Source organism: Streptomyces pratensis, assembly GCF_037137275.1.
In the GTDB taxonomy this organism is placed as follows: Bacteria; Actinomycetota; Actinomycetes; order Streptomycetales; family Streptomycetaceae; genus Streptomyces; species Streptomyces pratensis_B.
This window is the reverse complement of sequence record NZ_JBBBEN010000075.1, coordinates 87,554-106,027: the sequence shown is the minus strand read 5'-3', so window position 1 is coordinate 106,027 and position 18,474 is coordinate 87,554. Positions and strand designations below refer to the sequence as shown.

20 protein-coding genes are annotated in these 18,474 nt (G+C 68.9%); 14 read left to right on the top strand and 6 right to left on the bottom strand.

The window, feature by feature from the left end:
• Window positions 1–153: 153 nt before the first annotated feature.
• The 3 genes from V9U70_RS08590 to V9U70_RS08580 are packed head-to-tail and all read right to left on the bottom strand — an operon-like array spanning window position 154 to window position 2,916.
• Complete coding sequence (locus V9U70_RS08590) at window positions 154–1,647, bottom strand: AAA family ATPase (RefSeq protein WP_336673881.1); 1,494 nt, start codon at window positions 1,645–1,647, stop codon at window positions 154–156.
• Entirely contained in the window at window positions 1,640–2,167 is a 528-nt protein-coding gene (locus tag V9U70_RS08585) for a GNAT family N-acetyltransferase (protein WP_336673880.1), read from the bottom strand. The genes V9U70_RS08590 and V9U70_RS08585 overlap by 8 nt, the downstream gene beginning before the upstream one ends.
• A complete protein-coding gene (locus V9U70_RS08580) occupies window positions 2,164–2,916 on the bottom strand; it encodes a GntR family transcriptional regulator (protein WP_336673879.1) in 753 nt (250 codons plus the stop codon). The genes V9U70_RS08585 and V9U70_RS08580 overlap by 4 nt, the downstream gene beginning before the upstream one ends.
• Window positions 2,917–3,414: 498 nt before the next feature.
• On the opposite strand from V9U70_RS08580, the gene V9U70_RS08575 reads away from it, so the two are divergent.
• From V9U70_RS08575 to V9U70_RS08520, 12 genes are all read left to right on the top strand, one after another.
• The gene (locus V9U70_RS08575; protein WP_336673878.1) at window positions 3,415–3,675 is read left to right on the top strand and encodes a DUF6284 family protein; all 261 of its coding nucleotides are present in this window, start codon (window positions 3,415–3,417) and stop codon (window positions 3,673–3,675) included.
• On the top strand, window positions 3,675–3,971 hold the full coding sequence (locus tag V9U70_RS08570) for a DUF6303 family protein (RefSeq protein WP_336673877.1): 297 nt from the start codon (window positions 3,675–3,677) through the stop codon (window positions 3,969–3,971). Before V9U70_RS08575 ends, V9U70_RS08570 begins: the two co-directional genes overlap by 1 nt.
• Window positions 3,968–4,297 carry a hypothetical protein gene (locus V9U70_RS08565; protein ID WP_336673876.1) on the top strand — a complete coding sequence of 110 codons (330 nt, stop codon included), beginning with the start codon at window positions 3,968–3,970 and terminating at the stop codon, window positions 4,295–4,297. The genes V9U70_RS08570 and V9U70_RS08565 overlap by 4 nt, the downstream gene beginning before the upstream one ends.
• Window positions 4,294–5,295 carry a DUF2637 domain-containing protein gene (locus V9U70_RS08560; protein ID WP_336673875.1) on the top strand — a complete coding sequence of 334 codons (1,002 nt, stop codon included), beginning with the start codon at window positions 4,294–4,296 and terminating at the stop codon, window positions 5,293–5,295. The genes V9U70_RS08565 and V9U70_RS08560 overlap by 4 nt, the downstream gene beginning before the upstream one ends.
• On the top strand, window positions 5,292–5,639 hold the full coding sequence (locus V9U70_RS08555; RefSeq protein ID WP_336673874.1) for an RRQRL motif-containing zinc-binding protein: 348 nt from the start codon (window positions 5,292–5,294) through the stop codon (window positions 5,637–5,639). The genes V9U70_RS08560 and V9U70_RS08555 overlap by 4 nt, the downstream gene beginning before the upstream one ends.
• Window positions 5,636–6,091, top strand: a complete 456-nt coding sequence (locus V9U70_RS08550; RefSeq protein WP_336673873.1) for a hypothetical protein — start codon at window positions 5,636–5,638, stop codon at window positions 6,089–6,091. The genes V9U70_RS08555 and V9U70_RS08550 overlap by 4 nt, the downstream gene beginning before the upstream one ends.
• A 311-nt stretch (window positions 6,092–6,402) precedes the next feature.
• Window positions 6,403–8,241 (top strand): ATP-binding protein, encoded by a 1,839-nt coding sequence (locus V9U70_RS08545; RefSeq protein ID WP_336673872.1) that lies wholly within the window; start codon window positions 6,403–6,405, stop codon window positions 8,239–8,241.
• Between the two features lie 94 nt (window positions 8,242–8,335).
• Window positions 8,336–9,070, top strand: a complete 735-nt coding sequence (locus V9U70_RS08540; protein ID WP_336673871.1) for a DNA cytosine methyltransferase — start codon at window positions 8,336–8,338, stop codon at window positions 9,068–9,070.
• On the top strand, window positions 9,067–9,894 hold the full coding sequence (locus tag V9U70_RS08535; protein WP_336673870.1) for a bifunctional DNA primase/polymerase: 828 nt from the start codon (window positions 9,067–9,069) through the stop codon (window positions 9,892–9,894). Before V9U70_RS08540 ends, V9U70_RS08535 begins: the two co-directional genes overlap by 4 nt.
• A gap of 1 nt (window position 9,895) precedes the next feature.
• Window positions 9,896–11,368, top strand: a complete 1,473-nt coding sequence (locus tag V9U70_RS08530; protein WP_336673869.1) for an ATP-binding protein — start codon at window positions 9,896–9,898, stop codon at window positions 11,366–11,368.
• Window positions 11,369–11,828: 460 nt separating this feature from the next.
• On the top strand, window positions 11,829–12,074 hold the full coding sequence (locus tag V9U70_RS08525) for a helix-turn-helix domain-containing protein (RefSeq protein ID WP_336673868.1): 246 nt from the start codon (window positions 11,829–11,831) through the stop codon (window positions 12,072–12,074).
• Window positions 12,075–12,149: 75 nt separating this feature from the next.
• A complete protein-coding gene (locus V9U70_RS08520; RefSeq protein ID WP_336673867.1) occupies window positions 12,150–13,388 on the top strand; it encodes a tyrosine-type recombinase/integrase in 1,239 nt (412 codons plus the stop codon).
• Between the two features lie 78 nt (window positions 13,389–13,466).
• Here V9U70_RS08520 and V9U70_RS08515 read toward each other — a convergent pair whose 3' ends face one another.
• Window positions 13,467–14,228, bottom strand: a complete 762-nt coding sequence (locus V9U70_RS08515) for a phosphoglyceromutase (RefSeq protein ID WP_336673866.1) — start codon at window positions 14,226–14,228, stop codon at window positions 13,467–13,469.
• A gap of 205 nt (window positions 14,229–14,433) precedes the next feature.
• Between V9U70_RS08515 and V9U70_RS08510 the strand changes: the two genes are divergently transcribed.
• On the top strand, window positions 14,434–15,768 hold the full coding sequence (locus tag V9U70_RS08510; RefSeq protein ID WP_336673865.1) for an MDR family MFS transporter: 1,335 nt from the start codon (window positions 14,434–14,436) through the stop codon (window positions 15,766–15,768).
• Between the two features lie 154 nt (window positions 15,769–15,922).
• On the opposite strand, the gene V9U70_RS08505 is transcribed toward V9U70_RS08510, so the two are convergent.
• Window positions 15,923–16,072, bottom strand: a complete 150-nt coding sequence (locus V9U70_RS08505; RefSeq protein WP_336673864.1) for a hypothetical protein — start codon at window positions 16,070–16,072, stop codon at window positions 15,923–15,925.
• Between the two features lie 264 nt (window positions 16,073–16,336).
• Window positions 16,337–17,014: a phosphate signaling complex protein PhoU gene (gene phoU / locus V9U70_RS08500; RefSeq protein WP_336673863.1), complete on the bottom strand. Its 678-nt coding sequence runs from the start codon at window positions 17,012–17,014 to the stop codon at window positions 16,337–16,339.
• Window positions 17,015–17,211: 197 nt separating this feature from the next.
• Between phoU and phoR the strand changes: the two genes are divergently transcribed.
• A complete protein-coding gene (gene phoR, locus V9U70_RS08495) occupies window positions 17,212–18,474 on the top strand; it encodes a two-component system sensor histidine kinase PhoR (RefSeq protein WP_336673862.1) in 1,263 nt (420 codons plus the stop codon).

The window sequence follows — 18,474 nt, the reverse complement described above, 5'->3', positions numbered from 1 at the left end:
GGCTGTCGTCGTTGGTCGTTGTTGGGCGTTGCCCGTCGCTCTTGGAGGGCCCACAGAGGGCCCGGTGGTGTTACCTCAGGTGCTGAGCCGCGAAGAGGAGCAGTCGCCGCCCGGCAACCCCCTCTACCTGCTGTGTGCGCTCATAGAGGCGCTTCACCCTCCTTTGAGCCCCTGCTGTAGTGCTTCCATGATCTGTTCGACGAGTGCACTAGCCTCCGACTCGTTATCAGTATTCGAGTACCAGATCTCGAAAGCTGCTCGCAAGCAATGACGCCAATCATGCCCGGTGCGTTTAGCCAGAAGTGTCAGCCACCTATGGTGATCGGTTCCTAGCATTTCGGCAATGTACACGCTGATGGATTGAATCGAGCAATTGAGCCTACGTGCCAGTTGTTCTGGATGGCGCGCTGCATGTTGAACGAATACCTTCTCGGGTGGCTCGCTGCCAGGAAGGAAAAGTACGCTATTTGACTGCTTAGAAAGCGGCACCTTGGTTCTCTGGTCGCCATCAATCACAGCGACTGATCGCACACGGCTGGATGACGAAATCGAGGCGTGAGTAACGATTGCATCGGTCCACGAGCCCGCCTTGATTACTTCAGTTTCGCTGAGGAGTGGAAATTGACTCGCCGTGAGAAGTAGCGCCAAGGCTGCTTCGGCCGTCTCATCCTCGACCACCAAGAAGAAACGAAGTGGGTGATCTACTCCGATGGAATCGCGGAGGTCTGAGGGGCGAGAGGGGGTGAGGATCGCCCTAGAGATGCCAACTCGAACGCACATGCGAATTGCTGATAGCGGAACACGGCCAAGGAATTCGGCTGAGTGTGTGGCGATCACAATTTGACGGTTTGATCCGCGAGCTAGCCGCGCAATCTCGTCGACGAGTGCTGCTCGTCCTCTCGGGGCAATGTTAGCTTCGGGCTCATCCAGGAGTAGTACGGAATGCGTGGGGGCATTGGCAACTTCCCACCGGAGTTTATGTACGGTGAGCTCCCCGTAGCTCATCTGGAACGAGTCGACCCATTCATCCCCTCGCCTTCCTTTGACGTACGGGAACACGACCCCGGAGTTGTCTACGTCAAGCGGATAATAGGTCGCCTCATCGTAAGGGAAACCCAGAATCTCGCGAAGGGCATCCAAATCCTTCTTCTTCTGCTCCCACGGCTCTCCGGCCAGGCTATTCTTGAGAAATTCCTGGCGAACATCCTGAAAAAATATCTGAATATCGGACGAGACGTCATAGGAGCCTCGGAGGATTGGGTCGAATCCGACCTCTATGGCGTCGCCTTTTCGCGAGACCCGGCTGCTGACATCCAAATCTGCGTGGATTTCTAGTTCGTCACTATGGTGCTGCACCTTAAGGAGGCATTGGCCTCCCAGGAATGGCTCCCCGTGGCCTTGGGGTCGGATGATTGGTGGTACTTCATAGTGTCGGGCTCCAGCCCGCAAGCATTCCGCGATCAGTGATAGAAAGGTGGTCTTTCCTGAGCCGTGAGCTCCGGCCACTAGTGTGACAGGAGCAAGAGTCACACTCTGTCCTTCGTAAGGCGAGCCCTCTTTGAAGTCTACGTGTTTCACATAGACTTCGGGCTGAAAGTGCTCCATAGACTTCCAGAGCCTCGCCGAGGCTTGCGGCACCTCAGGCATGGAATGCCCTCCTAGTGTTTGGTGACGTCGACCGTTGGAACAGGGCACCCGATCTGCGGTGTGAAAGATTCACGATGCGGAGGAGCGCGAAGCCCGCGCCCTCGTAGAACCTGTGCAACCCTTCGTTGTCCTTCCATGCGTCCAGCCGCAACCATCGCTTGCCTTGGGCTGAGGCACGTTCCGACGCCCAGTCGAGCAGGAGGCCGCCGATGCCCGCGCCGGAAGCCGTGCGCGTTACGGCCATGCGATGAACGTAGAGGGCTGCATCTGGCCGGTCTTCCGGGGTCCAGAACTCAGGGTCTGCGAAGTCATCCACTTGGATGGTTGCGACCGGCTCCCCCTCCTCGAACGCGAGGAAGCACACCCCTCGTTCAAGGGCTTCCAAAATGCGGTCACGGTGGGGCGGGTACTGCCACTGGTCGATGCCGCGCGAGGCAAGCCAGGTTGAGGCCTCGCGCAGCAACGCTTCCACCACGTCCAATTCATCAGGACGGCCGGCGCGGATGAGTAGATTCTTCATGCGCCCTCGTTCGGCTCTTCGCGCTGTCGTTCGTACGAGATCACGTGCCTGTCGCCCGGGAGCACAGTCACTGCGACTCTCACAGGTTTCCCCTCGGCTGTGTGGCCGGTGACAACATGAATCCCGACCGGCGTCCCGGGGCCCAGGTCGAGTCGATGCACCTGCTCAGGGGTGGGCATACGGACGTACAACTCATCTAGGGCTCGCTCCTGCCGGTACCCGAGTTCGGCGAGAACCTGGTTGGCGCCACGAGCGATGTCCTCCGGGCGCATGATCTCCGAGTCCCGTACGAGGGCGAGCGGGAAGTAGCTGTCGTTGATGTTGAACGGCTCCCCGTCGAGGTATCGCACTCGTTTCCGCACCGCGACCAGCTCGCCCGGTTCCAGCCGGAGCCTCTTGGCTACTTCCTCCGGTGGCTCCACGATGGCCACCTCAATCTCCTGCCGTGGCTCGCGTCCCTCAGCCGCGTACTCGGTCGTGAAAGCGTCCATCTCCGGCGAGTACGGTCGCTTCCGGAACTCCGCTTGGGGGCGGAACACCATTGGCCGACGGCGGCGGACGAAGTGGCCCTGCGGACGCGCCGAGACAACGAGCCCCTCGTTCACGAGCTGAGCGAGCGACTTGCGCACAGTCTCCCGTGACACGCCGTACTGATCGCGCAGCTCTGCTTCAGTCGGGAGCTTCGCGTCTGGTTCGAGCTTCCCGGACGTGATCTGCTCCCGCAGCGCGTCCGCGATCTGCTGATACATCGGGTTCCGCCCGAGACGAGTCACTGTCATGCCTCCCATGGAAGCCGCTTGTTGGCTCCATTGTCTAGTCAATGTGGCCAATGCCCTTGCGATGCGCAGGCCGCTCTGCCAACATCCTGTCTGTAGCCATTGTACGGACAATGGCTACAGCGCGTCGGGCATTCCTGTGCTTGTTCAGGGCTGCCTGGAGTGAAGGGGCCCGGGACAGATCGGGCCGAGGGTCCCGGATCCCTGGTCAACCGGAGGGCTTAGACCGAAAGGTCGCGTCTCCATACGCCTACACGGGAGCTCGTGTTCCCGAAGGAGACATCTGCACGTCAAGACCATCCGCAGTGCCCATGACCGCTGCGGCCGGTTGCCTCCCCCGCCCGTCCGCCCCTCTGGGGTCGTACGGGCGGGGCTGAGGGGAGCCGGTTCCTGGTTCCAACGGCGAGAACCCCCGGAGCAGCAACTCCGGGGGTTCGTGTTGAGCCGTTCCTTCCTGAGAGGAACAGACCCATGAGGAGCATCGCAGCACTTCAGGCGGCCGTTACGGCCGCCGCCCCGTTCGAGGGTGAGCCGTCGGACGCGGAGCTGGACGCGATCGACCGGGAGATGCCGCTGATCCTGGCGGACGTCGACCTGCTGGACGCGCAGATCATGACCATCGACCGCACCCCGACCGAGCTGGACGAGCGGCGTATCCGCAGGGCCCGCCGGCGGGTGCTGGCCGCCCGCCGGGCCCTGGCGAACACCGCCACCGCTGGGGAGGTGGCGTGATGTCCCTGCTTCCCGAGGCCCGCATGGTCCTGGACGCGTCCGGGACCTGGAAGCTGTTCGTCCTGACCGGCTACGAGCCGCGAGAGTGGCCGGTCCACGGCTTCAACCGCGCCGAGCCCGTCCCGACCGTCCCCGAGCGGGCGGCCGTCCTGGCCGCTCTCGGCTACGCGGCCCGGGACGGTGCCGAGTGGAAGTGGGACGCCACCCCCGCACCCCGGCGGCGGATGTTCGCCAAGATCCCCGTCCGCCTGGTGGCCGACCGTTCCGCGGTGACGTCGTCGGGCGGTGCGGTATGAGCGCGCCGACGATGAGCGGGCTGTCCGCTGCGGTCACCGTCCTGGCGTCGCTGATGGCTCGGTTCCCGGATCTGCCGGCCGTCGACGTCCACGTCTCCACCATCTTCCCGGATCAGGTGGAGCTGTCGGCGCACAACGACCTGGCCGTGTTCGAGGCGTGGCGTGAGGCCCTGGGCATCGACCCCTGGGCCGTTGTTCACGGCGTTCAGAGCCGAGGCACCACCCGCGTCCTGGACGCTCACGCCGTGTTCACGGGAATCCGGCTGCGCCTGGTCGGCTACGCCGCGATCCCGGCGCCCGTTGCAGGTGTGGGGGTGGCGTCGTGAACGCTGTTCAGATCCGTTCAGCGGAACGCGCCCTGTCGGTCGGCACGTGGCTGATCGTGGGCGGGGCGATGCTGTTCTCCATCCTCACGGTCACCCCGCTGATGGAGCGCCACAGCCCCAAGGGGTGGGAGTGGACGGCCCCGATCCTCCCTCTCGTCGTGGACGCGGCGGTCGTCATCGTGGTCCGCCTGGACTCGGTCCTGGCCACTCTGGGCGGGCACGGTGGCCGGTGGCCCATCGCCCTGCGGTGGATGACCGGAGCCATGACCCTGGCCCTGAACGTGGCCGACTCCGCGTTGAAGAAGGACCTGGTCGGGGCCGCTGTCCACGCGGTCGCACCGCTCCTTCTGATCGTCACCGCAGAGACCGGCCTCGCCTACCGGCGGGCCATCACCGCCGCCCAGAGCGCCCGTGAAACCCAGCTCAAGGCCGAGCGCGCCGAGCGTGAGCGGGCCGCTGCTGAGCGGCGTGAGGCGCAGGAGCGGCGGCAGCGTGAGGAGCGGGAGCACGCAGCCCAGTTGGCGCGTGAACAGCGTGAGCATGAAGCGCTGATCGCCCGTGAACAGACCGCCCGCGAGGACGCGGCGCGGCGTGAGGAGCGCGAGCGGGCGGAGGCGCGTGAGCGGGCCGAGCGTGAGGCCCGTGAACACCGTGAGCAGATGCGTGAACAGCAGCAGGCCGAGCGTGAACGCCTTGAACGCGAGGCTGCACAGCGTCGTGAGCGGGACCGGTTGGAGCGCGAGCAGGAGGCCCGCCGGCAGCAGCAGGAGCGGGCTGAGCGTGAGGCCCGTGAACGCGCGGCGCTCCTGGCCGCTGGTCCGGTGAACGAGAAGCTGCCCGAGGACAAGGCCCGGCTCGTCGTCCACGCCTCCTTCGGCGAAGGGCTGCCCGTCCGGGCGGCTGCGGAACTGTGCGGCTGGTCGACCGGGTGGGTCTCCGCCCGCTACCAGGAACACCGCGACGGCACCGGCCTCGTCCTTGAGGGCGCGTCGTCGTGACCGCGCTGCCTTGCTACCGGTGGCGTCTCGCCCCGGACGGGTTGGCCACCCGCCGTCAGCTCCGCGCGCTGGGGCTGCGGCCGGGTGGTCAGGACGTCGTCGCGGAAGTCCACCGGCCCCGGCGTCGCCGTGGGCCGCTGGTCGCCTACCTCTACCGGGTCGACCGGGCCAAGCCCGTACGCCCCATGACCCCGGCCCGCGCCGCCGCGCTCGCTGCGGCGATGCTCGCCCGTCGCACCTGCCCCACCTGCCGGGCCGATGCCGGGTACTGCATCCCGCGCTCGCTCGGCATGTGCGTCACCTGCCACGACACCCCGCCGAACAGGAAGGACACGCCCCCATGACGCCCACCGAACACGTCCTGCCGGGCTGGCCCACCGCACCGGCCACCCCCACCACCGGCACGGTGCAGCTCCACGCCGAGGAGACGGGGACGGTCGTTTACGTCCCGGGCCCGGAGGGGGTCATGGTGGCCGTGCTCCGCGAGCACCTGCCCACCGCCCCCGGCGTCTACCAGCCGCGTGACCTGACTCCGCAGCCGTTGTTCGACCCGCGCGCCCAGCGCATCGCCGCCGGCGGACTGCTCGCCGGTGGTGCCGGGTGGGGGGCCGGTCAGCTTCTCCTCGGTGCCGGTCAGCTCGTGAGCGCCGCCGCCGGTCTCGGGTCGCTCGTGATGTGGGCCGCCATCGCCGTCGTCGCCTCCCGCATCGCCCCCACCGTTCTCGGTGGCGGGCGACCCGCGACGGTGCATCACACCACGGTCCACAACCGGTGGTTCGGCCGCTCCACCCACTGAAACCGCCCAGCGCCCCACCAGCGGGCCGCACCCCCTCACAGATGGGGTTTGACCCCCGGCCCCCTGGACGGCCACCCAGGGGCCTGCCAGGGGGTTGCACGGCCCCATTTTCGACCGCCCTACGCGCGCGGGCGCGTAGGGCCCCCACCCCGCCATCGGCTCAACTCTGCAACTTTGCAGGTCAGGGCCGGTTGCGGGGGTTCAACCGCCGCTGTTGACGCAACCAGCAGTGGCCACCCGTGCAACTAGGGCGGGCCGGTGTCGCCACGCAACGGCGCACCGGCCCTTATCCACGGTCTTGGAGGACTCTCGTGGACTGGAAGCAAGCATGGACGACCACCACCAACACCACCACCACGGCACTCGATTCGCTCTCCCCGGTGTTCGTGCCGTTCGCGGTGCGCTGGGACCTGGAGGCCGATCGCCGCACCAAGCTCCGCACCCCCGAGCACCTGAAGGCGCTCATGGCCGCGCAGAAGGAGCACAACGCCGCCCGCTCCACCCTCTCCACGGCCAGGGCGCAGAAGACCACCGCACGCGCCGGGTCGAGCAACCCGTTCGCCGCGTCCCGCCGCGCCGCACGCGTCGCGACGAAGGCGGCGTCGTCGCATGAGCGGGACACCCGGGCCAAGCTCAAGGAGGCGCGGGTGAACTACCCGACCACGCTCAAGGCCCGCGCGATCCAGGCGCATTCCGTCCACGCCGTGCCCAGTGCCATCGCGACCGCGCTCATGTCCGCCCAGCACCTCACGCTCTGGCCGGCCACCACGTCCGCGCTGCTGATCGGGGCGAACGCCGCCGCTCTCGGGCTCGGCCGTCGTCGGGCGCGGGTGGTGGTGGATGAGTCGCTGTCCCTGGAGGAGCGCCAGCTCATGGAGCGCCTCGACCCTGCCTACTGGGTGGAGCACGCCCCGGACCGTGGCCTGTCCGGCACCGTCACCACCCCGCCCACGATGGAGCCGGGCGGTATCCGCTGCGAGATCCGACTCGACGGCACCTGGACCGTCAAGACACTGTCCGACAAGGCCGACTCGGTCCGGGCGCTGCTCGGGGCCCGCACCGCACTGCGGGTCCGGATCACGTCGGCTTCGCGTGGTGGGTGGGCGGTGGTGTCGTTGGCGACGCGGTCGGCAGCCGCGGGCGTCTCCTCGCTGTGGACCCCCGACCGCATCCCCACGGACCCGCTGATGATGAGTCTGGGCCTGGACACCGAGACCGGGGACGAGGCGCTGGTTCCGTTCGATGAGCGGCTGTTGGTCTCCGGTGCGTCCGGAACGGGCAAGTCATGGTCGTTCCGCCCGCTGATCGCGACCGCCCACCTGCGCGGTGATGTGGTCCTGATCGATGGGAAGGGCGAAGAGGCCAACATCTGGGAGAGCGTCTGCCGCGTCGCCGTGGAGGCCGACGAGATCACCGCCACCGTGGACGACGGGCATGCGGAGATGACCCGCCGCAAGCACGACATGAAGAAGCGCGGCATCAGCGTCTGGGACGGCCGACAGCTCACCGTCGTCATCGACGAAGGACAGGTCATCCTCGCCCTGATCCAGCGGGACAAGGACCGGCTTCAGCGGCTCATCGAACTGTCCTCGCTGGGCCGTTCGCGCGGGGTGGTTCTGTGGTGGGCCACGCAGTACCCGCTGACCGACGGGGCCGCCCCGGGCGTGCACAAGCTGATCGCCCCGAACCTGCTCACCCGCTTCTCTCTGCGGGTGGCCGGCACGACACAGGCGCAGGTCGCCCTGGACGACTGCGCCCACTACGCACCCCATCAGATCCCCGACGGGCGTGAGTACCGGGGGCACGGCTACCTCAAGGGCTACGGGCCGCGCATGCTGCGCACCTGGACCCTGGACGACACCGGCGTCCGCGCCCTGCCCAAATCCATCTGGGCCCCCGGCAACCCCACCGGTCAGGCGGCCCCGGCACCGTTGCGGCTGGTCAAGAACACCGCCCCGTCCGGGATCGCGTCCAACCGGGACAAGGTGCTGGGCGCGGTACAGGCGGGCTCCCGAACGGCCAAGGAAGTGGCCGACGCGACGGGCCTGAACAAGGGCACCGTCTCCCGCGAGATCAAAGCACTCACCGCGTCGGGGGCCCTTCAGCGCACCGCTGACGGGCGCATCCTGCCCGGCCAGCAAGCCGCCTGAGCACCCACTCCACGCAACGCCAAGGGCGGCCCCCCTCTCGCCAAAGACCGGGGCCGCCCTCGTGATCCAGCACAACGAACTGGAGGACTCCAGCATGACCCAACCCACCCCCATCCGGCGAGACCATGCCCCGGCTCGTCCGTTACTCCTCGACCTTTTCTGCTGCGCCGGTGGCGCGGCCACCGGCTACCACCGCGCCGGGTTCGACGTCATCGGCGTCGACATCGTCGACCGCCCGAACTACCCCTTCACGTTCGTCCGGGCCGAAGCGCTTGAATACCTCGCCGCCCTGATCGCGTCCGGGGGGATCGGCCGGTTCGCCGCCGTGCACACCTCCCCGCCCTGCCAGGCCGGATGCGCGCTGACCATCGGCACCAACAAGGCGCGCGGCTGGGGACGCGAACACGTCCAGCTCATCCCCGAACTGCGTACCCTGCTGGACGCCACCGGCCTGCCCTACGTCATCGAGCAGCCCAACGGGAAAGCCCCCGTCCGGCGGGACGTGTGGCTGTGCGGGGAGATGTTCGGGCTCGGTGTCCTGCGGCACCGCAACTTCGAGCTGGGCGGCTGGACGATGCCGCAGCCGGCGCACCCGAAGCACAGGGGGTACGTGCGCGGTCACCGGCACGGCGTCTACCGCGACGGCCCCTATGTCGCCGCCTACGGGGCCGGGGGCGGCAAGGCCACCGTTCCCGAGATGCAGACCGCTATGGGCATCACGTGGACCGAGGTGCGCGAGGAGCTGACCGAGGCGATCCCGCCGGCGTTCTCCGAGCACATCGGCCGCGCCCTGCTCGCCGCTGTCCGCCCGGTGGGGGTGGCCGCGTGAACGCCCACCTTCGCAACGCCGTCGACCTTGCCGGTCGGGGCGTCCCCGCGCTGCCGCTGCGGGCCGGGAAGGTCCCGTTCGGGAACTGCCGGGCCTGCCGTGACAACGCCTGCGGCGGCCGGCCGAACATGAAGACCCCCGGACCGTGCGACTGCCCGCGCCCCTGTCACGCCTGGGCCGCCGCCACCACCGACCCCGACACCCTCACCGGGCCCGCATGGGCGCCGGTGTGGAAGCACGCGGCGGCTGTGGCCTACCACCCCGGCGGTATCGGGCTGACCGTCGTCGACCTGGACCACGCCGACGCGGTCGCGTGGGCCCACCGGACGCTCCCCACCACGCGGACCGTGCCGACGACGCGCGGTGAGCACTGGATCTACCGGGGCGCGATGCCCTCCGCGAACGCGGTGCGCAACGGCGTCGACATCAAGTCGACCATGGTCTACGCCCGGTGGCTCGGACCTGGCACCGGCTCCATGACGGTCCTGCCCGACGCTGTGCGGGCACTGATCGTCGATAAGCCGTCGCCGGTCCGGCCCGTCACCGCGCCTGTACCGGCCGGGGGCGGGGAATGCCGTCACCGCACGCCCGCCTACTTGGAGCGCGGCATCGCGATGGCTGAGCAGCGGATCACCGAGGCGAGCAGCGCCGTGCACGCAACGGTCTACCGCACGTTCCTCGCGGTGCTGTCCGCCCACGGCCGGTGCGGCTGCCTCACCGACGCCCACGCCGCACGGCTGTTCGCCGCCGCCCAGACGAAGGGCGAGAGCGCCCGGCACTGCACGGATGCGTGGTCCAACGCCCGTACTGCTTTGGGGATGTGACATGTCCGAGGACGAGAAGACTCCGGCGCGTGAGGTCATCACCGAGTACGCGCAGTCGCACTTCCGGTACTTCCGCACGACCGAGGGAACCGTCTACGCCCAGCGCATCGGCCACCCCGTGGCCCGCCCCATCCGCTCCCAGGGCACCACGGGCAGCCACCGGCAGGAACTCATGGTCGACCTTTTCAACGACGGGGTCGGCGTCTTCAACGGGACGTCGCTCAAGGAGGCGTTGGACTTGATCGAAGCACTCGCACTGAGTCAGGACGTGCAGCCCACCCACATCCGTGTCGCGCCCGGGTTCGACGGGGCGACGTGGCTGGACCTGGGCCGCGACGACGGGCAGTCCGTCCGCATCCACCCCAATGGGTGGGACGTCCTCGTGCCGGACCCGCGTGAGGTGTGCTGGCGGCGTACCCAGCTCACCGGCGAACTCCCGATGCCCGCCCGGGACACCGAGGGCAAGGGCATCGACAGCCTGTTGCGGCTGACGAACTTCGCCACCGCCGAGACGGAGAGCCTGGCCCTGGCCTGGCTCGTCGGCTGCCTCGGCCCCTCCGTCCCCGTCCCGGCCCCCTTCCTCACCGGACCGCAGGGCGCGGGGAAGTCGACGGCCGGCCGGATGCTGGTGCGGATCATCGAGGGCATGACCGGAGACCTCCGCCGGGCCCCGAAGGATGAGGAGAACCTGATCACGGCCGTCGCCGCCGGATGGGTCACCGCCCTCGACAACCTCTCCCACCTGGCCCCGGACCTGTCCGACCTGATGTGCTGCATCGTCACCGGAGCCGAAAGCATCAAGCGCGCCTTGTTCAGCGATGGCGACGTGGTCCGCTCCCGCTACCGCCGCCCGCTCCTGCTGACCGGAATCGACGTCGGCGTCATCCGCCCCGACCTCGCCGAACGTCTTCTGCCGCTGCGGCTGGAACGCCCGAGCGTGCGGCGGACCGAAGCGGAACTCTGGCGGGAGTTCGAAGCGGCCCTGCCCGTCATCCTCGGCTCCCTCCTCGACCTCACGGTCAAGGTGAGGGCGACCGAGACGGACATCCCGAGTGATCTGCGGATGGCGGACTTCGCGCACCTGTGCGCGCAGATCGACGCCGCAACCGGGTTCGGCACGCTCCCCGCGTACCGGAGCAGCCTGGATGAGCTTAACGACGACGTCATCGAGGGCGACCTGCTCGCGCAGACCGTCCTCAAGCACGCCGCCGGCCTCGACCCCGGGACCGAGGCGCGGATGACGTCCTCGGAGTGGCTGCACCTCCTCAGCGGCCTCTACAGCGGCGACGACTTCCGCCCCCTGCCCAAAGGGTGGCCCACCACCGGGAAAGTCCTCTCCGACCGTCTCAAGCGCCTTCAGCCCACCCTCGCCGCCCGGGGCGTCCTCGTCGATTGGGGCCGCACCAAGGAAGGCCGGTACGTCGAAATGACCCGACGTCCGGCCCTGCCGCCCCACGAGCAGCAGTCGTTCTGACCCTCACCGGAGACCGGGGTACGGACAAGCAAGAGGAGCACCAGCGCCCAAACGGGGGGCGTGCTCCTCTTGCTGTTCGGCGGAACGCCGCCCAAGGGTCGCGCCGCGAAGCGGCTCCCCACTTCACTCCCGAAGCAGCACCACACCACAAGAGACACCCCCTCTCTTTTTTCTTAAGAAAGGGAAGGCTGCGTCACCCGCGTCACCATGGAGCCCGAAACTGCCCCTGAGCTGCGGTTATCGAGGTGACGCAGGACGGCTTCGGCTGCGTCACCCCGCGTCATCTGCGTCACCCCGCACCGCGCTATGACGCACGTCTGCGTCACCGGTGACGCACCTCCAACTGGCTGCGTCACCACGTCACCGCAGGTCAACGGCCAAGAGTGACGCGGATGACGTGGTGACGCAGAAATCACAGCCTCGGACACATTCGCCAACACCGCTGCCCCGAGGAGTCCCCGTGGCACCCAAGCGCACCCCCGAGACCGACCCCCGAGCCACCCTCCGGGGCGGCCTCCCCGACCGCTACCTCACCCCGGGCGACATCGCCGAGATCTTCGGTGTGCCCCTCGAAACCGTCTACCAGTGGCGCAGGAAGCGCACCGGGCCTCCCGGCTTCCGCATCGGCAAGCACGTGCGCTACGACCCTGCCGAAGTGCAGGCCTACGTCATTCAGCTCAAGAACATCGGCCGCGTCGCGGCCTGACGCAGCCATACGCACCGCCAGGGGTGGCCGGTCACCGGCCACCCCTGATCCATGTCGAGAAGGGACTCGCCTCCGATGGCAGGCAGCATCCAAGACCGCTGGTTCAAGACCGAGACCAACGCCGACGGCAAGACCGTCCGCGTTAAGACCGAGCGCTACGGGTCCGGCCTGCGCTACCGGGCCCGCTACTTTGCGCCCGACGGAAAGCGCAAGGGAAAGTCCTTCCCCGACGGACAGAAGCGGCTCGCCGAGCAGTGGCTGAGCAAGGTCACGGCGGACGTGGTCCGCGGCGACTACATCGACCCGAACGCGTCCCGGAAGTCGTTCCAGGAGTTTGCTGAAGGCTGGCTTGCGAGCCAGAGCGGGGACCCGAACACCCGGGCATCGATGCAGTCTCAGCTCAAGTTGCACGCCTTCCCGCGCATTGGGACCCGACCCTTGGGTTCCTTCCAGCCCAGCCACATGCGGGAGTTCGTGACGCAGCTCGAAGAGTCCGGCATGTCCGGCGCTTACGCGCGTGTGATCTTCTCCAACGTCCGCGCCATCCTCTCCGCCGCTGTCGAAGACGGCTACCTTCGCCGGAACCCCTGCCACTCGCGAACGGTGACACTCCCGGAAATGGGGACCCGCCGAGTTGTCCCGTGGCAGCCGGACCGCGTTTTCGCCATGCGAGGTGCCCTGGCCGAGCGCTTCCGACCCATGGTCGACATGGGTGCCGGGTGCGGCCTCCGGCAGGGCGAGATCCTCGGACTGTCCGTGGACGAGCTGGACCTCGACAGCGGCATCCTGCACGTGGTGCAGCAGCTCAAACTCAGTCTGAGCAAGCCCGTGTTCGCACCGCCGAAGGGCGGCAAGCTCCGCGATGTCCCGCTTCCCGAGCCCGTAGCCGAAGCCCTCAAGGAGCACATCAAGCGCTTCCCGCCCGTTGAGATCACGCTGCCGTGGATGCGCGCGAACGGCCGGCGGGTGACCAAGCGTCTGATCTTCACCGGGCCCAACGGCGGGCACGTCTGGCGCACCTCACTCAATGAGGACCACTGGAAGCCTGCCCTGGCCGCCGTCGGTGTCATCCCGAAGGCCAAGAGTCGGGAGCACACGGCTGCCCGGGAGCACGGCATGCACGCGCTGAGGCACTTCTACGCGTCCGTTCTGCTGGACGCGGGGGAGAGCATCAAGGCCGTCAGTGAGTACCTCGGGCACTCCGACCCCGGCCTGACGCTGAAGGTGTACGCGCACCTCATGCCGAGCAGCCGGGACCGGGCCCGGAAGGCACTCGGGCAGGCACTCCGGCCGCCGCAGGATTCGCCGCGTTGAGGTCCCACAGTGGGCCCAGGTCGTGAAAATGCCCCCGCCCCGCGCCGTATGCGCAGGTCGGGGGCATGATCAGGAAACCTACTTCTTCTTGCCCTGGTTCTTCACGGCCTCGATGGCCGCCTTCGCCGCATCCGGGTCGAGATACGTGCCGCCCGGGTTCAGCGGCTTGAAGTCGGCGTCGAGCTCGTAGGAGAGCGGGATGCCGGTCGGGATGTTGAGGCCCGCGATGTCCTCGTCCGAGATGCCGTCCAGGTGCTTCACCAGGGCGCGGAGGCTGTTGCCGTGGGCGGCGACCAGGACCGTGCGGCCGGTGAGGAGGTCCGGGACGATGCTGTCGAACCAGTACGGGAGCATGCGGACGACGACGTCCTTCAGGCACTCCGTGTCCGGGCGCAGCTCCGGGGGGAGGGTCGCGTAGCGCGGGTCCTCGAACTGGGAGTACTCCGCGTCACGGGCCAGCGGCGGCGGCGGGGTGTCGTAGGAGCGGCGCCACAGCATGAACTGCTCCTCGCCGAACTCGGCGAGCGTCTGGGCCTTGTCCTTGCCCTGGAGCGCCCCGTAGTGGCGCTCGTTCAGACGCCAGGAGCGGCGGACGGGGACCCAGAGGCGGTCCGCGGACTCCAGGGCCAGCTGGGCGGTGCGGATCGCGCGGCGCTGGAGGGAGGTGTGCAGGACGTCGGGAAGCAGACCGGCGTCCTTGAGCAGCTCACCGCCGCGGACTGCTTCCTTCTCGCCCTTCTCGGTGAGGTTGACGTCCACCCAACCGGTGAACAGGTTCTTCGCGTTCCACTCGCTCTCGCCGTGGCGGAGGAGGATCAGCTTGTACGGTGCGTCGGCCATGAGTCCGAGCGTAATCGAACCCGTGCGGCCTCCGCGCGACCGCCCGCAACGCGGACACGCGCACGCCCCGCAGGCCCGGCGGCGGGACGATTGACGGTGGGCGTCAATCCGGTGGCGGGCGGGGCTCCGGGCTTCGTAATGTTCGTCAGGTCGTAGGGAGTCTTACCCGCGGCGCTCGTTCCGTACGTCCCGTGGGGGGATCTCTATGTCTGTCGCCGGTCTGCGAACAGCCGTCCGGGAGACCGTCTCCGGGCTGCCCCGTGAGTTCTGGTGGCTGTGGACCAGCACGCTGGTCAACCGCCTCGGCGGGTTCGTCGCGACGTTCATGGCGCTCTACCTGACCCTGGACCGGGGCTACTCGGCCTCGTACGCCGGGCTCGTCGCCGCGCTCCACGGGCTCGGCGGGGTCGTCTCCTCGCTCGGCGCGGGGGTGATGACCGACCGGATCGGGCGGCGTCCCACCATGCTGATCGCGCAGGTCTCCACCGCGGTGTCCGTGGCGGTGCTCGGTTTCATGGAGCACCCGTTCGCCATCGCGGCCGTGGCCTTCCTCGTCGGCATGGCGAGCAACGCCTCGCGCCCCGCCGTCCAGGCGATGATGGCGGACATCGTGCCCCCGAAGGACCGGGTCAGGGCCTTCTCCTTGAACTACTGGGCCGTCAACCTGGGCTTCGCGATCTCCTCCGCCGGGGCCGGGTTCATCGCCGAGTACAGCTATCGCGCCGGCTTCCTTGTCGAGGCCCTGATGACCCTCGTCTGCGCGGTCCTCGTCTTCGTGAAGGTGCCGGAGTCGCGGCCCGAGCAGGCGCCCGTGAAGTCCCTCGGCGGAAAGCGGCCCAAGGACGAAGTGCGGCTCGGCACGGTGCTGCGCGACGGGCGCTTCATGGGGGTCGTCGGGCTGTCGTTCCTGGTGGCGTTGATCTTCCAGCAGGGGTATGTGGGACTGCCGGTGGCGATGGGCGCGGACGGGCTGTCCAGTTCCGACTTCGGTACGGCCATCGCGGTCAACGGAGTGCTGATCGTGGCGCTCCAGATCCCGGTCACCCGGTTCATCCAGCACCGCGACCCGCGCCGGCTGCTGATCATCTCGTCGCTGCTCGCCGGGTACGGGTTCGGGCTGACCGCGTTCGCCGGGTCGGTCGCCGTGTACGCCCTGACGGTGTGCGTCTGGACCCTGGCCGAGATCGTGAACGCGCCGACCCAGACGGGACTGGTCGTGCAGCTGTCGCCCGCTCAGGGCCGCGGCCGCTACCAGGGTGTCTACACGATGTCCTGGGCGGTCGCCGCGCTTGTCGCGCCGCTCATGTCCGGCTTCGTGATCGACCACTACGGCGCTGCCTGGCTCTGGGGCGCCTGCGCGGTGATCGGCACGGTCGCGGGCCTGGGCTACTGGCTGCTGATGCGCAACCTGCCCCGCGAGGAGGTCTTCGGAGCGGAGGCCGCGGCGGCGCCCGAGCCCGCCCCGGCGCCGGTCGAGGCAGGTGTGGACCTGGCGGAGCCGGCGCCAAGGACGCCCCCTGCGGTGGAGCGGGCCGTCTGACTCCTCCCCGGCGGTGGGGCGGCGGGGCGCCGGGGATGCGGCGCGGCGCCGAGGAAGGCGGCGCGGTCGATGGCCGGGGCGCGGCGGTACGGCGGCGGACGGCGTCTGCCCGGGGGGTGGTCCGGGCCGGCGCCGTCCGCGCTGTGCCGGGCGGTCAGCCGGAGCAGCCGCCGCACTGGCACGGCGCACCGGACTGGCAGCCGCACCCGCAGCCCGAGCCGCAGCCGCAGGCGCCGAGCACGGTCAGGCGCACCACCTCGGTCGGGGTCTCCTGCTGGGGTTCGGTCATGGGGGAATCGGCCATGGTCCCTCCTCAGGGGCGTACGGCTGGGCGGCGGACGCGAGGTGTCCGCCGCCGGTGACGCACGAGGAGTGCTCGTACGCCGGTGACGCACGGCCCACGGCCGCACGCCGGGGACGGACGTACGGTGTCGGCGGCCCGCCCCCGCCCCATTGCATGCCCATCCCGGTGGGCGCATCAACGGCGCACGCGCGCAGGAACGTATGTGCTACCCGCGTGCGCCGTCGATGCGCTGGGGCGTACGGACCCGTGCCCGGCGGCCGCCCGTTACGCTCCCTCGACCGGGGCCGCCGCCTGGATCTCGTCGGCGTGCTCACCCGTCACCAGGTAGACCACGCGCTTGGCGACCGAGACCGCGTGGTCGGCGAAGCGCTCGTAGTAGCGGCCCAGCAGCGTCACGTCGACGGCCGTCTCGATCCCGTGCTTCCAGCGGTCGTCCATCAGGTGCTGGAAGAGCGTGCGGTGCAGCAGGTCCATCTCGTCGTCGTCCTGCTCCAGCTGGAGGGCCAGATCGACGTCCTTGGTGATGATGACCTCGGCCGCCTTGGCCATCAGGCGCTGCGCGAGCTGGCCCATCTCCAGGATGGTCGCGTGCAGGTCGCGCGGGACCGCCGACTGCGGGAAGCGCAGCCTGGCCAGCTTCGCGACGTGCTGGGCGAGGTCGCCGGAGCGCTCCAGGTCGGCGCTCATCCGCAGCGAGGTCACCACGATGCGCAGGTCGGTCGCGACCGGCTGCTGGCGGGCGAGGAGCGCGATGGCGCGGGCCTCCAGGTCGTGCTGGAGGTCGTCGACCTTCTGGTCGCCGGCGATCACGTTCTCCGCCAGTGTCAGGTCGGCGTCGAGCATGGACGTGGTCGCCCGGCCGATCGCCGAGCCGACCAGCCGGGCCATCTCGACCAGGCTCTCTCCGATCGAATCGAGTTCCTCGTGGTAAGCGTCGCGCATGGGTGTCCCTCTCCAGTTCCAACTGAGGCCGGGGTCTCGGACCGACCCCCACGGTCCCACGGTGCGGCCGGAACGCGTCCGTATCCAACCCCATAAATGAACCGGCCCCATCCCTGCGGTGAACTCTGGGCGACGAGTGTTCGAGATGGCACTCGGATGGCTGGGAGGGTGTCGTCGCACCCGCATAACCTTGAAGCATGGACGTGAACGCGGCGGTCGCCGCAGCTGCAGCGATCGCCGGGCTGTGCACCGGTGTGATCGCCATGCTGGCGTTCCGCTGGAGCGAGCGCGACCTGAAACGGCCCACGCGCACCTCGCTGCGGCCGGACGGCAACGCGGCTCTTCCCCCCGGAGTGGACACCGTCCTCTCCGTGCTCAGCTCCTCGGCCGTCGTGCTCGACGAGAGCGACAGCGTGGTGAAGGCCAGCTCGGCGGCGTATGCACTGGGACTGGTCAGAGGCGGCCGGCTGGCCGTCGAACCGATGCTCACCATGGCCCGGGACACCCGGCGGGACGGCGAGATACGACAGGGTGAGCTGGACCTGCCGCGGCGCGGGACCGGCCGGGGCGAGGCGCTGGCCGTATCAGCGCGGGTCGCCCCGCTGGGCTCGCGGCTGGTGCTGCTGCTGGTCGAGGACCTCACGGAGGCCCGCCGGATCGAAGCGGTCCGGCGCGACTTCGTCGCCAACGTCAGCCATGAGCTCAAGACTCCGACGGGAGCGCTCTCCCTGCTCTCGGAGGCGGTCATGGACGCCTCCGACGACCCGGAGGCGGTGGAGCGGTTCGCCGGGCGGATGCAGATCGAGGCGACCCGGCTGACCAACCTCGTCCAGGAGCTCATCGACCTGTCCCGGGTGCAGAACGACGACCCGCTGGAGGACGCCGAGCCGGTCAAGGTGGAGACGCTGGTCGCCGAGGCCGTCGACCGCTGCCGCCAGCAGGCCGGTTCGAAACAGATCACCATCGCCTCCGGCGGCGCCGAGGACCTCACGGTCTGGGGCAACCGGAGTCAGCTCGCCGCGGCCCTCGGCAACCTCGTCGAGAACGCCGTCAACTACAGCCCCGCCCGTACCCGCGTCGGCATCGCCGCACGCCGTATGACCGCCCCGGGCGGGGACCTCATCGAGATAGCCGTCACCGACCAGGGGATCGGCATCTCCGAGAAAGACCGCGAACGGGTCTTCGAGCGGTTCTACCGCGTCGATCCGGCCCGCTCGCGCGCCACCGGTGGCACCGGTCTCGGCCTCGCCATCGTCAAACACGTGGCCGCCTCGCACGGCGGGGAGGTCACCGTCTGGAGCTCCGAGGGCCAGGGCTCCACCTTCACTCTCCGGCTGCCCGAATCGGGCGTCGTGAGGGAGCGCACCACCGGCGGACCGCTTATCGTCAACGGCGACGACGAGGGGCCGTACGAGACCGACACCTTTGATCCCTTCCCTGCCCCGGAGGCTCTTCCGTGA

Coding starts and splice junctions, on each gene's coding strand:
- V9U70_RS08575 (WP_336673878.1), top strand. CDS start 3,415: ATGAGGAGCATCGCAGCACTTCAGGCGGCCGTTACGGCCGCCGCCCCG.
- V9U70_RS08515 (WP_336673866.1), bottom strand. CDS start 14,228: ATGGCCGACGCACCGTACAAGCTGATCCTCCTCCGCCACGGCGAGAGC.
- V9U70_RS08565 (WP_336673876.1), top strand. CDS start 3,968: ATGAGCGCGCCGACGATGAGCGGGCTGTCCGCTGCGGTCACCGTCCTG.
- V9U70_RS08570 (WP_336673877.1), top strand. CDS start 3,675: ATGTCCCTGCTTCCCGAGGCCCGCATGGTCCTGGACGCGTCCGGGACC.
- V9U70_RS08530 (WP_336673869.1), top strand. CDS start 9,896: ATGTCCGAGGACGAGAAGACTCCGGCGCGTGAGGTCATCACCGAGTAC.
- V9U70_RS08590 (WP_336673881.1), bottom strand. CDS start 1,647: ATGCCTGAGGTGCCGCAAGCCTCGGCGAGGCTCTGGAAGTCTATGGAG.
- V9U70_RS08505 (WP_336673864.1), bottom strand. CDS start 16,072: ATGGCCGATTCCCCCATGACCGAACCCCAGCAGGAGACCCCGACCGAG.
- V9U70_RS08510 (WP_336673865.1), top strand. CDS start 14,434: ATGTCTGTCGCCGGTCTGCGAACAGCCGTCCGGGAGACCGTCTCCGGG.
- V9U70_RS08585 (WP_336673880.1), bottom strand. CDS start 2,167: ATGAAGAATCTACTCATCCGCGCCGGCCGTCCTGATGAATTGGACGTG.
- V9U70_RS08540 (WP_336673871.1), top strand. CDS start 8,336: ATGACCCAACCCACCCCCATCCGGCGAGACCATGCCCCGGCTCGTCCG.
- phoU (WP_336673863.1), bottom strand. CDS start 17,014: ATGCGCGACGCTTACCACGAGGAACTCGATTCGATCGGAGAGAGCCTG.
- V9U70_RS08550 (WP_336673873.1), top strand. CDS start 5,636: ATGACGCCCACCGAACACGTCCTGCCGGGCTGGCCCACCGCACCGGCC.
- V9U70_RS08580 (WP_336673879.1), bottom strand. CDS start 2,916: ATGTATCAGCAGATCGCGGACGCGCTGCGGGAGCAGATCACGTCCGGG.
- V9U70_RS08520 (WP_336673867.1), top strand. CDS start 12,150: ATGGCAGGCAGCATCCAAGACCGCTGGTTCAAGACCGAGACCAACGCC.
- phoR (WP_336673862.1), top strand. CDS start 17,212: ATGGACGTGAACGCGGCGGTCGCCGCAGCTGCAGCGATCGCCGGGCTG.